Source organism: Paenibacillus sp. sgz302148 (assembly GCF_056120465.1).
In genome coordinates, this window is record NZ_JBVYOJ010000001.1 from 188,675 (window position 1) to 204,144 (window position 15,470).

Sequence of the window (15,470 nt, forward strand, 5' to 3'; positions counted from 1 at the left end):
CTTCTACATATATTCTATAGATGGAGCGAAAATCCTTTATCTATCGAAAAGAAAGATTAGGTTTCCTAATACGGCTCTTTCTGTCTCCGGATAAAGGATCAACGCGTTTCATCAATTTATCGATTAACGGGCTACAAGCTCTTCCGCATATTGCAGCGCTTCGCCCAGCTTCGACGGCTCCTTGCCGCCCGCTTGCGCCATGTCCGGCCGACCGCCGCCGCTGCCGCCGCAGCGTCCGGCAATTTCCTTGATCAGCATGCCGGCATGATACCCTTGCGCAACCAGATCCGGCGTTACCGCAACAACCAGGTTCACCTTGTCGTCTTGCGCCGCGCCGAGCACGATAACGGCGGAGCCGAGCTTCACCTTCATCTCGTCGACGATGCTGCGCAATGCGTCCATGCTGCCCGCATTCACTTGAGCCGCCAGCAACGGCACGCTGCCGATTTGCTTCAGCTGCGAGGTCAAGCCGCCGGCTTCGATGCTGCTCAGCTTGCCTTGCAGCGATTCGTTCTCGCGAGCCAGCTCCTTCAGCTGAGCCTGCAGCGATTCAATCCGCTTCGGCACGTCGGCCGTGTTCGACTTCAATAATGCCGCCGATTGCTTCAGCACGTCGATTTGCTGATCCATGAAGGCATACGCGTTGCGGCCGGTTACCGCCTCGATCCGGCGGACACCGGAGCCGATGCCGCTTTCGCCGATCAGCTTGAACAATCCGATCTGCGCCGTATTGTCGACGTGGCATCCGCCGCAAAGCTCGATGCTGTAGTCGCCTACTTGAACGACGCGTACGATCTCGCCGTATTTTTCGCCGAACAATGCCATCGCGCCCATTGCCTTGGCCTCGGCAATAGCCTTGTTCTCGATAACGACAGGCGTATTCAGCCAAATTTGCTCATTCACGCGGCGTTCGATATCGGCGAGCTCCTCTTGGCTGATGCTGCCAAAATGCGAGAAGTCGAAACGTAGACGTTCAGGCTCGACCAGCGATCCCGCTTGGTTGACATGATCGCCTAGCACTTCTTTCAGCGCTTTGTGCAGCAGATGAGTAGCGGTATGGTTTTTAACGATATCGTCGCGCAAATTGCGGGAGACGCTCGCTTCCACCGTATCGCCTTTCTTCAGCGTGCCGCTCTCGATAACGGCGACATGGATGTGCTGGCCGTGCGGCGCTTTGCTGACGTCCTCGACTCTCGCCTTGAACGAACCGCTTTGCAACACGCCATGGTCGCTTACTTGACCGCCGCTTTCCGCGTAGAACGGCGTCCGGTCGAGTACGATGCGGACCGTTTGCCCGGCGCCCGCGATATCGACGAACTGTTCTTCATGAACGATAGCGATGACTTTAGCATTCGTTACCAATTCATTATATCCAACAAACTCGCTTTTATCCGTTAATTCCGCCAGCGGACCGCCTTGCACGTTCATGCTTTCGGCATCCTGGCGCGCCGCTCTCGCGCGCTCGCGCTGCTCTTCCATCGAGCGGTCGAAGCCTGCCCGGTCGACCGTCATGCCCTTCTCGGACGCATAATCTTCGGTCAAGTCGAACGGGAACCCGTACGTATCGTACAGCTTGAACGCGTCGGCGCCGCCGATCTCGTTCTTGCCTTCCTTGCTTGCCTTCTCGCACAGATCGGCAAGAATCGCAAGCCCGTCGGACAACGTTTCATGGAAACGCTCTTCTTCGGTGCGGATGACCTTCTCGATAAATTCGCGTTTCTCAACGACTTCGCCATAATAAACGCCCATGATTTCGCCGACGACGCCGACGAGCTGGTACAGGAACGGACGGTCGACACCCAGCGTTTTGCCGTAACGAACGGCGCGGCGCAGCAGGCGGCGAATGACGTAACCGCGGCCTTCGTTCGACGGAAGGACGCCGTCGCCGACGGAGAACGCTACCGTACGAATGTGGTCGGCGATCACCTTCAGCGCTACGTCATGGTCCGCATTCAATTTGTACGTTACGCCGGCGATCGAGCAGGTTGCATCGATAATCGGCATGAACAAGTCGGTATCGAAGTTCGAATCGACGTCCTGCAAAATCGAAGCGAACCGTTCAAGCCCCGCTCCGGTATCGATATTTTTGTTCGGCAGCGGCGTGTAGCTGCCGTCTTTGTTATGGTTGAATTGCGAGAATACGAGGTTCCAAACTTCGAGGAACCGTTCGTTCTCCCCGCCAGGCCAGCATTCCGGATCGCTTAGATCGCCGTATTTGTCGCCGCGGTCGTAGAAAATTTCGGTACAAGGTCCGCAAGGCCCTTCGCCGATATCCCAGAAGTTATCTTCCAGCTTGTAAATCCGTTCAGCCGGGAGGCCGATTTTCTCGTTCCAGAACTTAAACGCTTCCTCGTCCTCCGGATATACCGTTACCGAGAGGCGATCCGGGTCGAACCCGATCCACTGCGGGCTCGTCAAAAATTCCCATGCCCACGTAATCGCTTCTTCCTTGAAATAATCGCCGATCGAGAAATTGCCGAGCATCTCGAAGAACGTGTGGTGGCGGCGCGTTTTGCCGACATTTTCGATGTCGTTCGTCCGAATGCATTTTTGCGAATTGGCGATTCGCGGATTTTCCGGCTTCACCCGTCCGTCAAAATAAGCTTTGAGCGGCGCCATCCCGGCATTGATCCATAACAGGGACGGGTCGTTGTGCGGCACAAGCGATGCGCTTGGTTCAATTTTGTGGCCTTTGCTCGCAAAAAAATCAAGCCATTTCGAACGAATTTCACTTGCTTTCATTGTTCACCATTCCTCCACGAATACCCAATAATGTATTATATCACCCAAAAACACAAAAAACGCCCCTGAAATTCAGGGACGAAAGACTTCGCGGTACCACCCTGGTAATTGCGCGGCGTTCCGGTACGAACATACCGCAAACGTTGCCATGTCAGCTTAGGCAAGCTTCCATGAGCGCAATCTCCTCAACCGGCCGATAACGGGGCCACCCGGTGAAGTTTGTTCACACTCCGAAATGAGCTTGGGCCATCCTTCATTAGGAAAGTTTTCACAGCTCGGGGTTCTCATAACTTCTCCCCGAAAACTTTCTCTCTGGCTAATGGGCCTATGGCTTACTTTGATTTCGTCTTCGTTTTGCATGATTTTTACGCTTTCAAAAATTATAACGAACGTTGTAAGCCGCTGTCAAATCTAAATTGTTTTGCGGCGTACGTAATACGCAAAAATATGCTGAAGCAGCACTTTCATCACGGCAAAAAAAGGAACGGCAAGGATCAGTCCGACAATGCCGGCCAGCTCGCCTCCGACAAGCAAAGCAAAAATAATGACGAGCGGATGCATATGCAGCGTACGCCCGACAACTTGCGGCGAGATGACGTTGCTCTCGAGAATTTGGCAGATCGTATTGACGATGACGACGAGCAGCACCATTTTCCACGAGATGGAAGCAGCCATAAGAATGGCGGGCGCAGCGCCGAAGAAGGGTCCGAGATACGGGATAATGTTAAATACTGCGACCATGCTGGCAAGCAGCAGCGGATACGGCATGCCGATCAGCCAATAACCGATGTAAGCGAGCAGTCCGACGATGGCGCACACGAGAAATTGGCCGCGAATATAATTGCCCAGCGCCGTGTCGATATCCAGCAGCAGCTTGATCGTATTTTTCCGGTGCGACTTCGGCAGCAAGGCGAGCGCGGCTTTTTCGATCAATCGAAAGTCCTTCATTATGTAGAAGGCGAGAAACGGGATAATAAACGCCACGAACAGCAGATTCAGCGTTGTCCCGATACTGTTGACGAAGTCGAGGATACTTGTTGTTATTATATTTTCCATCTTCAGCAGCGCTTTGTTGACCGCCGCCTGAAAGCTGCCCGGCATAAAAGAATTGTTCAAATTATCGACCAGGCTCTGCGCCCGCATCGTCAGCTGCGGCAGATGCTCGTCCAGCTGTTTCAGCTGCTGCATGAACATCGGGACCATATTCATCGTCAGTACCGTGAGCGAAGCGATGAAGACGGCATAGATGAGCAGAACGGCAATCGTGCGGGGCACCTTGCGGACATTCAGCATATTCACGACCGGGTTCAGCACATACGAAATGATCATCGCCACGAAGAACGGAGCAAGCACCGCTCTCAGGAAAGCGTAAATGTTCAGCAGCAGAGGCTTGATTTGCAGCAGCATATATACAATGGCGAGGCCAAGCAGTATGTATATTAAGATCATAAACCATCGGTTTTTCGTAAACTGTTCCATCGTCCCGCCGTACACCCCCTTGGACTTGCTCTTTACAGTATATGTACGTGTACGGTGAATTCATTCTTCCTCGAAGGCCAAGCCGCCTGCGGATGCAGCGAATACGAAAAAAAGCACCGGACAAACCGATGGTACGGTTTTCCGATGCTCGTATATTCGATCGCTATCGCGCAATTCTCAGTTGACGTGAACTTGCGGCATTTCTTCCTCGAAGAACAAATCGTCAAGCGAACTTAACGTGCCGTCCTCTTCGACTTGATAAACCGACATTTTTTCGCCGTTTACCGTCAGCTCGATGAAGCAGCCCCAGCAATAAAATTGATGGGAGCCGATTTTGCCGATATCTTTGGAATTGCAGTTTGGACATCTCAACATACTACTCACCCTATTCATCGTTAAAAGTAATGATTTGCTTCAGATCGTGATCGCAATGAACGGGCACCATAATCGCATCGTCGCCGACTGTTATTTGCTCGGGGACGGGAAGCCATTTCCGGCCTTCGATAATATCCGAAACGAAACCATCCGTCAATTCGTATCCTTTTATTGTCATTCCCTGATCTTCCGAAAAATAAACGTCGGTGACGACACCGAGCTCATTTCCGTTAAAGGTGACAATGGGTAAATCTTTAAGCTTCTTCCCGCCAGACAAAATCGTATGGACAAAAGGAAGATCGTCCGCCTGCCGGACAGCTTCTTCGTTCGATATGGTAACGGCATCCTCGCCGAACGCGATAACATCGCTTGACTTAACGGCCTTAACCGCCGAGGATAACCAGCCTTTAGTCTCCATCAGAATGGCGTAAACGCGCCAAGTCTCGTCGATCAAAAAATCTTTCACTTTGCCGAGCTGCTTCCCCGTAGCGACATCCAATACGGGAAGTCCGATGATGTTCTGTGCTTTGCGTAAATCGGGAACGGCTGAAGTATTCGTCATGTCGGAATCGTTCGCTCCGTCATTCACGTGTTCCGTAACTCATGCACCTCCGTTGACTAAGATGATCCCCCATTAGTACTACGTAATCGCTCGACGATGGTTGCAATTTTTTGCGCGGCGGTTAACGCTTCATCCACAGTATTCCCCAAACCGAAGCTAAAACGCACGGCTGAACGGATCCGTTCTTCGGGCAGTCCCATCGCTTGCAGCACGTGAGAAGGCTCAAGCGAACCGGATGTGCACGCCGAACCGCTGGCCGACGCAATTCCCGACATATCCAAACTCATAAGCATCGTTTCGGTGTCGATTCCTAAGAAACTGACATTCAATATATGCGAAAAACGCTCCGTCGGATGGCCGTTAACGATCACTTGGCCATCGCCAAGGCGAGCATAAAGCTGTTCTATTAAAGTTTGACGAATGAGCTCCGAATTTTGTTTCTTTTCTGACAAATTCAGATGGGCGAGTCGTACCGCTTGGGCAAAACCGGCGATCCCCGCGACATTCTCGGTGCCGGCGCGCCGTTTCCGCTCCTGGGAGCCGCCGAATAGCAGCGGATCGATCTTGACGCCGCGCCGGACGTATAAAGCGCCGACGCCTTGAGGGCCGTTAATTTTGTGTGCGGATAAGCTTAATAGATCAACGGGCATCACATGCAAATCCAGAGGGACTTGGCCGAGCGCCTGAACCGCGTCGACGTGCATCAGCACGCCTCTTTCGCGAGCTATGGCGCCGATTTGTTTAATCGGCTGCATGGTGCCTACCTCGTTATTGCCGTACATGACGCTGATGAGGAACGTGTCGGGGCGAATCGCCGCTTCGATGTCGGCTGCGGAAACTTGACCGGTGCTGTCCACCGGGACATAGGTAACCTCGTAACCTTGCTTTTCTAGCTCGGCGCAAGCATGGAGAACGGCATGATGCTCCACCGTTGTCGTGACGATATGATTCTTCACGCCTCGGTGCGCCGATGCGGCGCCGAACAAAGCGGTATTGTCGCTCTCCGTACCTCCGGCCGTAAACAACAGCTCGCCAGGGGCGCATTTCAGCAAAGAAGCGATCGAGTCGCGTGCGTCGTTAATGGCTACCTTGGCAGCTCGTCCGAACACATGCATGCTCGAAGCATTGCCGAAGCTTGCGCGCATATAAGGAAGCATCGCTTCCACAACGTCGGGATGCATCGGAGTGGAAGCGGCATGGTCGTAATAAATCGCGTTCAATGAAGTTTCACCTGCTTCTAAATGTAGAACATGTAATTATCTTGCCGTCCTTCGTCCTTAAACGATATCAGGTTGGCAAGCGTCGTCGAATCGAGTACTTCGGCGATGCCGTTGCGGATGCGCAGCCATAGATCACGCTTCGCCGGATCGTCTTCTTCCTCAAAATCAACCGGGCTGATCGGCCCCTCCAGGATACGGATAATGTCCCCGGACGTAATCTCTTCCGGAGCTCGGGATAGAATATAGCCGCCATAGGCGCCTCGAATGCTCTTGACGAGTCCGGCATTGCGCAGCGGAGCGATCAATTGCTCCAGGTAATGCTCGGACAGCTGGTTTTTCTCTGCAATGCTCTTCAGCGAGATTGGCCCCTCACCGAATTTTGCGCCAAGCTCCATCATAATCGTTAAGCCGTAACGGCCTTTCGTCGATATTTTCAAAACAACACCTCATTATGATTCATTTCGATCTATTGTTAAAATATAAGAATTTATAAGTTTGCACTATAATGATCTTATATTTCATCAGTAAACGAATGCGCCGATGAATATTGCGCAAGCCGTTTATCTTTGTTTAGGAATGAAAGCATCTTTACATGGACCTGTTTGAAAGCATGGTAACCCTATAATACATATATGTTATCACAATATTAGCATGTATGGTCAATATTTCGTTGACATATTCATGACAAAGGCGAAAAAATAGTGTATGTACGGCTAATATGTTATGATGGGAAGGCAAATCGAATATAGAAATGAGGGTTACGCCCATGGCGAATCATAATAGTTCCACACGCGTCGTTGTCGGCATGTCCGGCGGCGTCGACTCTTCGGTGACCGCACACTTGCTGAAGCAGCAAGGCTATGAGGTCATCGGCATCTTCATGAAAAACTGGGACGATACCGACGAATTCGGCCACTGCACGGCCGAGGAGGACGCCGAAGACGTACGCCGCGTCTGCGCGCAAATCGGTATCCCTTTTTATACGGTCAATTTTGAAAAGCAGTATATGGACAAGGTGTTCGCATACTTCCTGGACGAATACCGCCAAGGACGTACGCCGAATCCGGACGTCATGTGCAATCGCGAGATCAAGTTCGGCGACTTTCTGCGCAAGGCGCTTGATCTCGGGGCGGATTATATCGCTACCGGTCACTACGCAAGGGTTGTGCAAAATCCGGCTAACGGGAAATTCGAACTGTTGCGCGGCGTTGACAGCAACAAGGATCAGACGTATTTCCTGAATCGCCTGAACCAATTCCAGTTGTCCAAGACGATGTTCCCGATCGGCCATCTGCCGAAGCCGGAAGTACGCCGCATTGCGGAAGAAGCCGGCCTCGCCACCGCGAAGAAAAAAGACAGCACCGGAGTATGCTTCATCGGCGAGCGCAACTTCAAGGAGTTTCTGAGCAACTATTTGCCGGCGAAATCCGGCGAAATGCGCGATATTCGCACTGGCGAGCTGAAAGGACGACATGACGGGCTCATGTATTACACGTTCGGCCAGCGGCAAGGGCTCGGCATCGGCGGTTCGGGCAGCGGCGAGCCATGGTTCGTCGCCGACAAGGACCTGGAGCGCAACATTTTGTACGTCGTGCAGGGCGACGCTCATCCGTCGCTGTTTTCCACGGGGCTCATCGCCGCCGACGTCAACTGGGTCGACGGGGAGAAGCCTGCGGCGCCGGTTCGCTGCACGGCGAAGTTCCGGTACCGCCAGCCCGATCAAGCCGTCACCGTGACGCCGTTGGCAGACGGGTCGTACGAGGTCGCGTTCGACGCGCATCAGAAGGCGATTACGCCGGGACAGGCCGTCGTGTTCTATGACGGCGAACGATGCCTTGGCGGCGGTACGATCGACCGCGTGCACCGGCTGCTTACCGCGAAGGAAGCTCTGGCCGGAGCTGGAGCCGGGGAGAAAGTCTGATTCGGGCGAGATGATGAGGTGATATCGTGTCAAACGAGTTGTTAGCCACTTATGAAGATGCGCAAGCTTTTATCGGTCAAGTCGGCATCCTGCCGTTGTCCGGTTTGATTCCCGAGTATCCTTCGATGGAGTCGTTAACGACCAAGCACCAGTGGCACACGGGTGATACCGAAACAGACCCGTGGTTATGGCGCGACCGTCTCGCGGGAGACGGAGTGGCTGCTTACGGACGGTTTTTCGGCAAGAAGCCGGTGCTCGTCTCGCGTGAGTTGTTCCCGCTTATGAAAGCGGCATTCGGCTCCGAGCCAGGCGATGCGGCTGCCTATCGATCCGCGTCCGCTGGCAATCTGTACGACATCATTCGCGACAACGATGCGATTGACGTCAAGATGCTCCGCCTGTTCTCGGGCATGAAGGACAAAGATATGAAAGCGGCGTTCGACCGCGCCTTAATCGAGCTGCAGAGCACGTTCGACGTCGTCATCTCCGGCATTACGGAACGGCTGAACGCCCAAGGCTCGAAGAACGGCTGGAACAGCACCTGCTATATGGATGCCGACAGGTGGATGGCGCTGCATGGCATCGAAGGCAGCATGCTGGATCGAGCCGAAGCGCGGGAACAGTTCATCCGGTATATCGATGAGGCGTTTAACGAGGTTGCCGCAGCCGGATTGTACAAGCTGCTCGGGCTTAAGCCAAAACCGTCACGAAGCGCTTAATCGTGGCGCGAGTCCCAATATCCTTTCAATCGCCTAATCGCAGCAGATGTTTATGAATGTAGAAGCTTCCTGAACCACGGATAGAGTGGCACGGAAGCTTCTTTTTTCTGTATCGGAGATCTTATTCTTTAGCAAACCAAAACGTTGCGCCGATGTCGCTATCGCATCCAGTCAGCACATAATAGTCCTGACCTTGTTCAGCTTTCTTGGAACCCATGCCAGTGCAGCTTGTACTTGGCCTTCCTGAATCCGAACCGTATGCATCCATGGAATTATCGTACGTATAGTGAATGACTTTTCCATCATACACAAGCTCATAGAAGATTGGGTCTCCTTCTATGGTGTATTGGGTAATGCGAACTTTATCTTCCTTGTTTTGTTCGACATTTTTCATAAATCGATGCCACTTTTCCATATTCGAATACTTTCCATGGAGGTTTACTACATCGCCATTTTGAATGGCTTGCTCTGAACGGTAAGGCTTTGTAACCTCCGGAAATGCCGATTCCTTGACGTGGCCGGCTTGACCATTCGAATGACTGCAGGCAGATAACACGACCGATGCCAGCATCAGCACAATCACGCTTTTATTCATTGAATCCCCCCTCATCATAGCTTTTGACGGTTGAATTCAAATAAAAGTTACGCTAGTTTCGATCCTGCCCTCGCCTGCGCTGCTGGTTCAGCTTAATTTTTTCTTCCATCCCCTGCTCACTTGCCTCGTAGAAGTGAATGCCCTCGATTGCGGAGGGCAAATAGGCTTGCTTGACGTAATGGCCGGGATAATCGTGCGGGTACTGGTAGCCTTTGTGTCCTAGCTTCTCCGCACCCTTATAATGCGTATCGCGCAGATGCAGCGGCACATCGGCCGATTTGAGCCGGTCGAACGTCGCCGCGATGCGTCCGAGCGCAAGCGGAATCGCATTCGACTTGGGACTTTCCACCGCGAACAATATCGCTTGCGCGACGATGTATTGCGACTCCGGCCAGCCGATCTTGTGATAGGCGTCCATCGCCGTCACCGCCTGCACCATCGCTTGCGGGTTGGCGAGTCCGATATCCTCGCTGCAAGCGACGATCAGCCGCCGGATGAACACCATCGGGTCCATGCCCAGCTTCTCGACCGCGTACATGAACCAGAACAGCGCCGCGTCGCTGGAACCGCGGACGCTTTTGTGAAACGCCGACAGGACGTCGTATTGGGTCGACTCGTCGGCCCGGATCGTCGGACGGCGGATCGACTCCTCCGCCACCGCAAGCGTAACGCGGATCGTGCCGTCCGGCTCCGGCGGCGTCGTCATCGCGGCGAGCTCCAGCGCGTTCAGCGCCCGGCGGATGTCTCCGTTCGCCATCGCGGCAATATGCAGCAGCGCTTCTTCGTCCGCCTGCAGCTTCATGAAGCCGAGCCCGCGCTCGGCATCCGTCAGCGCCCGGCGCATCGCGATGAGCGAATGCTCGTGCGTTAGCGCGTGCAGCTCGAACAGCGTCGAGCGCGACAGCAAGGCGCCGTTCACATGGTGGAACGGGTTCTCCGTCGTCGCGCCGATGAAGATGATGATGCCTTGCTCGACAGCGGGCAGCAACGCGTCTTGACGCGCCGTATTGAAACGATGGACCTCGTCCAGGAACAGGATCGTTTTCCGTCCGTACATCGATTTATTTTGCCGCGCCTGTTCGATCACTTCTCGAACGTCCTTTACGGAGGCGTCCACCGCGTTAAGCTTCACGAACTCGCCTTGCGTCCGGTTCGAGATGATGTTCGCAAGCGTTGTTTTGCCGGTGCCCGGAGGTCCGTACAGCAAAATCGACGTCACCTGATCCGCCTCGATCGCGCGGCGCAACAGTTTGCCCGGCCCGACGATATGCTCTTGCCCGATATAATCTTCCAGCGTCGTCGGCCGCATCCGGTCGGCTAGCAGCTTCGCGCTAGGTTCATTGTTCATCGCAAAGGAAAATAAGTCCACGTTGTTTCACAGCCTTTTATCGGTATATGGTCAATATGTATGATTAATCAGTTCGATGGTCATTGTTCCATTATACCATGCTGCGAACGTTTTTTCTCATTTCCGCGAAACTCCCTTGGTATCGTCGGGTTGCGGCACACCTCTCACGAAAAGCGAACACCGGCGGTTTTCCGATCCAACTCCTATCATCTTCCTGGAAGCGTTCTACTCCTCGCCGAGATACCGGGAGATCGGCCTTGCCTCTATGCCTTCAAAGGTGATCTTCACTTTGCGAATCGTGCCGTCCGGCTCGAACTCGAGACGGTCGATGCACAGCTCGCGATGGTTCGCATCCGTTTCGGTCAACGGCCGCCGGTGGTAGACGATATACCATTCGTCCGTTCCGGGCAGCTGCAACATGCCGTGGTGACCTGCTCCGGTTGCGACGGAAGCATCCTGTTCCAGAATAATGCCGACACGTTCGAACGGGCCTAACGGCGAGTCCGATACGGCATAGGCAACGCAGTACCCCGGTCCCGTCCAGCCCCCCTCCGACCACATGAAATAATAACGGCCGCCCCGTTTGATCATGCACGGTCCTTCCACGAACCGCTCCGGCGTAATTTCCTTGTACGTTTCGCCGTCCTCGAACGGAACGAGCGAAATCATGTCGTCGTTCAAGCGAACGACATTGCAGTGACCCCAGCCGCCGTAATACAAATACGCTTGGCCGTCATCGTCGATAAACACATGCGGGTCGATTGGCTGCGCCCCGTGATGAAACCGGTCGATCAACGGTTTGCCCAAGGCGTCCCGGAAAGGCCCTTCCGGCTTGTCCGAAACGGCGACCCCGATGCCTCCGGGCTCTTCGTTGCTTTGGATGTCGTTTGCGGCAAAATAGTAATAAAATCGCCCGTTGCGCTCGATCGGCGATGGCGCCCACATCGCCCGCCAAGCCCAAGCGATGTCTTTCATCTCCAAAATCCGCTCAACCTTCGTCCAATGCACCAAGTCCTCGGAATGGAACGCATCGAAAAACTTCTGCTCCGTATACGGTGCGGAGTATGTTGGATAAATCCAATATCGGTTTTCAAATATTCTGGCTTCCGGATCGGCGTACCAGCCCGGAACGATCGGATTGCTCATGCTACTTGTCTCCTTCGGCAAATGGTGGTAAGAATTATCATTCTACGACAAGCCTACAGCATTGTATTTGGCGATTCAATACTCAAATGCTTCGAAGCTATCTTTCTGGGATATGTGATAGCCTTCTTATCTCGGCCAATGTCGCACTGACCGAAATAATTATTGCCATTGTCTCCTAGTCGCCACGCAAATAGATGCTAAAGTGCAGTTATTTCCATACTTGATTTACTCTTAAAAACATTAACTGTAAATGTGCACTTATTTCGAGCCATGATCGTTAATTCATAAGTAAGGGCCCGAAATACATGCACTTTAGCATCAATTCCCTAACTTTCCGCTATATTCACAAAAATAGATGTATTATCGCATTTATTTGGGATTTCAGCGAGGGGTGTGGGAGTTCGGGGGTCTGGAGCTGAAGTAGACGATATTTTCGCAAGGATCGTGGACAACAACAAACGACATGCAATGGGAAGTGTTGGGATGCGGGGTGCGGGGTGCGGGGTGCGGGGTGCGGGGTTGCGGGATAGCGGGATAGCGGGGTTGCGGGGTTGCGGGGTTGCGGGGTTGCGGGGTTGCGGGATAGCGGGGTTGCGGGAATTGCGTCATTAACGTTAACTGGCTACAAACACGGATTACTTTGGGCTTTCGCTGACTATAATCAATCTCGGTTTTCAGATTCCACTCCCCTAAACAAAAAAAAAAGCCGGGACCACTGTTAAAAATGGTCCCGGCTTTCGCTTTTCGCCTATCGGCGGTTATGCTTCGTTCCCTTGTGATCCCTGCTCCGTCTCGCGCTCCAGCTTGGCGAGCGTATCGCGAACGACTACGCTAACCATGATGAGACCAACGACCGGCGGAACGAACGAGTTGCTGGAAGGCGGCTGCTGCGCCTTGCGGATTTCCGGCGCGTTCTCCGGCACGATCTGCTGCGTAATATCTTCTCTCGGCTTGATCGGCTCTTCCGTCGAGAAGACGACCTTAACGCCCTTCTTGATGCCTTCCTTGCGCAAACGTTGGCGAACGACGCGAGCGATCGGGTCCATCGACGTTTTCGAAATGTCGGCGACCTGGAACTTCGTCGGGTCCATCTTGTTCGCCGCGCCCATGCTGGAGATGATCGGAATGCCGCGCTGCAGGCATTCCTTGATCAGGTGAATCTTGTACGTAATCGTATCCGAGGCGTCGACGACGTAATCGAGCGGATATTGGAACAGCTGCTCGTACGTCTCCTCGGTGTAAAACATGCGCAAGGCGATGGCATCGCAATCCGGATTGATCAGCTTGATCCGGTCGCGCATTAGCTCGGCCTTCGGCTGGCCGACGGTCGTCGTCAGCGCATGGATTTGCCGGTTGATGTTCGTAACATCGACAACGTCCTTGTCGATCATGACGATGCGGCCGACGCCCGAGCGGGCGAGCGCCTCCGCAGCGATCGAGCCGACGCCGCCGATGCCGAGTACGGCCACCGTGCTCCGCTTCAGCGCCTCCAGGCCTTCCGTGCCGATTGCGAGCTCCGTTCGTGAAAACTGGTGCAGCATGTCGATCGATAATCCCCTTTCCGACTCGTTCAGTTCCTTATGCTTTACCGGCCGGTTGCTTCAGCGCGACCTTAATGGACAATTGGTCCAGCTGTCTGTCTTCGACCGGAGACGGCGCGTTGCTCATGAGTTCCGTCGCGCTGGCCGTTTTCGGGAACGCAATCGTCTCGCGCAGGTTCGTACGTCCGGCAAGGAGCATGATCAGCCGGTCGAAGCCGAAGGCAATGCCGCCGTGCGGAGGCGTACCGTATTCGAACGCTTCGAGCAGGTAGCCGAACTTGTCGTTCGCTTCCTCCATCGTGAAGCCAAGCGCCTTGAACATCCGCTCCTGCACGTCCCGCTTGTAAATCCGCATCGAACCTCCGCCGACTTCATAGCCGTTCAGGACAAGGTCATACGCTTGCGCGCGAATTTTGAGCGGATCGGTTTCGAAGAAGCCGAGATCCTCTTCCTTCGGACGAGTGAACGGATGGTGTTCCGCCACGTAACGTTTCTCTTCTTCGTCATAACCAAGCAGCGGGAAGTCGACAACCCAGGCGAACTTGAATTTGCTTTCGTCGATCAGCCCGAGCTCGCGTCCGACCTTGAGGCGTAAGTTGCCCATGACGTCGGCGACGACTTTCAGCTTGTCTGCGGAGAATAAGAGCAAGTCGCCTTCTTCTACTTGCAGGCGCTCCGTCAATGCCGCGATTTCTTCCGGCTTGAAGAATTTCACGATCGGACCGCGCCATTCGCCTTCTTTCACCGTTACCCATGCCAATCCTTTTCCGCCGTAACGCGCCGCGAACGGCTGCAGGTCATCAAGCTCCTTGCGGCTCCAGTTCGCGCAGCCTTTGGCGTTCAACGCCTTCACGACGCCGCCGCTCGATGCGACCGCCGCGAACACCTTCACGTCGCTTGTCGCAACGATGTCGGTAATGTCGGACAGCTCAAGACCGAAACGAAGGTCCGGCTTATCCGAGCCGTACAGATGGATCGCGTCATGATAGCTGATGCGCTGGAACGGACGCGGAATATCAACGTTGACCGTTTCCTTGAACAGCTTAACGGCGAGCTCCTCCATCAGGTCGAGCAGTTGGTCTTGGGACAAGAAGGACGTCTCGATGTCCACTTGCGTAAATTCCGGCTGACGGTCGGCGCGCAGGTCTTCGTCACGGAAGCAGCGAGCGATTTGATAATAACGTTCCAGACCGCTGACCATCAGCAATTGCTTGTAAATTTGCGGCGATTGCGGCAGCGCGAAAAATTCTCCGGGATGAACGCGGCTCGGCACAAGATAGTCACGCGCGCCTTCCGGCGAGCTCTTGATGAGAATCGGCGTTTCCACTTCGACGAAGCCTTGGCCGTCAAGGAAATCGCGGAATACTTTAGCTGCTTTAGAGCGAAGCATAAGCGTTTTTTGCATTTCTGGACGGCGCAGGTCTAGATAGCGGTATTTCAGGCGAAGCGACTCGTCGATTTCGATGCCGTCTTCGATGAAGAACGGCGGATTTTTGGCCGCATTCATAATTTCGATTTCCGTCACGCGGACTTCGATTTCGCCCGTCGCCAGGTTCGGGTTAAACGTCGCCGGATCGCGGTCGACAACTTTGCCTTTCACGGCAAGCACGAATTCGTTGCGCGCTTTATCGCCCGTTGCCAGAGCGTCGCCCGAGAAGTCCGGGTTGAATACGATTTGCACGATGCCGCTTCGGTCGCGCAGATCGATAAACAGCACGCCCCCAAGGTCGCGACGGCGCTGTACCCAGCCGTTCAAGACGACGGTTTCTCCTACGTTTGCTTTGGTTAAACTGCCACAATGGTGTGTTTTTAACAACATGAT

Annotated in this window: 13 protein-coding genes; 2 read left to right on the plus strand and 11 right to left on the minus strand. The window is 53.9% G+C overall.

The annotated features are described in order from the left end of the window. Positions 1–123 precede the first annotated feature (123 nt). The 6 genes from alaS to cymR form a co-directional block, all read right to left on the minus strand. Positions 124–2,742, minus strand: coding sequence for an alanine--tRNA ligase (gene alaS, locus AC0LWM_RS00980; RefSeq protein ID WP_474673031.1), 2,619 nt, complete (start codon positions 2,740–2,742; stop codon positions 124–126). 411 nt (positions 2,743–3,153) lie between these two features. Further along, the gene (locus tag AC0LWM_RS00985) at positions 3,154–4,221 is read right to left on the minus strand and encodes an AI-2E family transporter (RefSeq protein ID WP_474673032.1); all 1,068 of its coding nucleotides are present in this window, start codon (positions 4,219–4,221) and stop codon (positions 3,154–3,156) included. 177 nt (positions 4,222–4,398) lie between these two features. Then, the gene (locus AC0LWM_RS00990) at positions 4,399–4,596 is read right to left on the minus strand and encodes a hypothetical protein (protein WP_474673033.1); all 198 of its coding nucleotides are present in this window, start codon (positions 4,594–4,596) and stop codon (positions 4,399–4,401) included. A gap of 10 nt (positions 4,597–4,606) precedes the next feature. Beyond that, positions 4,607–5,185 (minus strand): PRC-barrel domain-containing protein, encoded by a 579-nt coding sequence (locus AC0LWM_RS00995; RefSeq protein WP_474673034.1) that lies wholly within the window; start codon positions 5,183–5,185, stop codon positions 4,607–4,609. Between the two features lie 29 nt (positions 5,186–5,214). Continuing rightward, positions 5,215–6,378: a cysteine desulfurase family protein gene (locus AC0LWM_RS01000; protein ID WP_474673035.1), complete on the minus strand. Its 1,164-nt coding sequence runs from the start codon at positions 6,376–6,378 to the stop codon at positions 5,215–5,217. A 17-nt stretch (positions 6,379–6,395) separates the two neighbouring features. Continuing rightward, positions 6,396–6,815, minus strand: a complete 420-nt coding sequence (gene cymR / locus AC0LWM_RS01005; protein ID WP_474673036.1) for a cysteine metabolism transcriptional regulator CymR — start codon at positions 6,813–6,815, stop codon at positions 6,396–6,398. Positions 6,816–7,144: 329 nt separating this feature from the next. Here cymR and mnmA point away from each other — a divergent pair, with 329 nt between their 5' ends. Further along, entirely contained in the window at positions 7,145–8,299 is a 1,155-nt protein-coding gene (mnmA, locus tag AC0LWM_RS01010) for a tRNA 2-thiouridine(34) synthase MnmA (protein ID WP_474673037.1), read from the plus strand. A 26-nt stretch (positions 8,300–8,325) separates the two neighbouring features. Next, positions 8,326–9,018, plus strand: coding sequence for an AlkZ-related protein (locus AC0LWM_RS01015; protein WP_474673038.1), 693 nt, complete (start codon positions 8,326–8,328; stop codon positions 9,016–9,018). Positions 9,019–9,139: 121 nt separating this feature from the next. Here AC0LWM_RS01015 and AC0LWM_RS01020 read toward each other — a convergent pair whose 3' ends face one another. From AC0LWM_RS01020 to aspS, 5 genes are all read right to left on the minus strand, one after another. Next, positions 9,140–9,613, minus strand: a complete 474-nt coding sequence (locus tag AC0LWM_RS01020; RefSeq protein WP_474673039.1) for a DUF4362 domain-containing protein — start codon at positions 9,611–9,613, stop codon at positions 9,140–9,142. Positions 9,614–9,665: 52 nt separating this feature from the next. Continuing rightward, positions 9,666–10,982 (minus strand): replication-associated recombination protein A, encoded by a 1,317-nt coding sequence (locus AC0LWM_RS01025; RefSeq protein ID WP_474673040.1) that lies wholly within the window; start codon positions 10,980–10,982, stop codon positions 9,666–9,668. A 204-nt stretch (positions 10,983–11,186) separates the two neighbouring features. After that, positions 11,187–12,107, minus strand: coding sequence for a glycoside hydrolase family 43 protein (locus AC0LWM_RS01030; RefSeq protein WP_474673041.1), 921 nt, complete (start codon positions 12,105–12,107; stop codon positions 11,187–11,189). A gap of 758 nt (positions 12,108–12,865) precedes the next feature. Next, positions 12,866–13,648: a tRNA threonylcarbamoyladenosine dehydratase gene (locus AC0LWM_RS01035; protein WP_474673042.1), complete on the minus strand. Its 783-nt coding sequence runs from the start codon at positions 13,646–13,648 to the stop codon at positions 12,866–12,868. A gap of 37 nt (positions 13,649–13,685) precedes the next feature. Continuing rightward, positions 13,686–15,467: an aspartate--tRNA ligase gene (gene aspS / locus AC0LWM_RS01040; RefSeq protein ID WP_474673043.1), complete on the minus strand. Its 1,782-nt coding sequence runs from the start codon at positions 15,465–15,467 to the stop codon at positions 13,686–13,688. Positions 15,468–15,470: the final 3 nt, after the last annotated feature.

Bases quoted from the DNA above. Each gene is read 5' to 3' on its own strand.
- alaS (WP_474673031.1), bottom strand. From the start codon at position 2,742: ATGAAAGCAAGTGAAATTCGTTCGAAATGGCTTGATTTTTTTGCGAGC.
- AC0LWM_RS00985 (WP_474673032.1), bottom strand. From the start codon at position 4,221: ATGGAACAGTTTACGAAAAACCGATGGTTTATGATCTTAATATACATA.
- AC0LWM_RS00990 (WP_474673033.1), bottom strand. From the start codon at position 4,596: ATGTTGAGATGTCCAAACTGCAATTCCAAAGATATCGGCAAAATCGGC.
- mnmA (WP_474673037.1), top strand. From the start codon at position 7,145: ATGGCGAATCATAATAGTTCCACACGCGTCGTTGTCGGCATGTCCGGC.
- AC0LWM_RS01020 (WP_474673039.1), bottom strand. From the start codon at position 9,613: ATGAATAAAAGCGTGATTGTGCTGATGCTGGCATCGGTCGTGTTATCT.
- AC0LWM_RS01030 (WP_474673041.1), bottom strand. From the start codon at position 12,107: ATGAGCAATCCGATCGTTCCGGGCTGGTACGCCGATCCGGAAGCCAGA.
- AC0LWM_RS01035 (WP_474673042.1), bottom strand. From the start codon at position 13,648: ATGCTGCACCAGTTTTCACGAACGGAGCTCGCAATCGGCACGGAAGGC.
- aspS (WP_474673043.1), bottom strand. From the start codon at position 15,467: ATGTTGTTAAAAACACACCATTGTGGCAGTTTAACCAAAGCAAACGTA.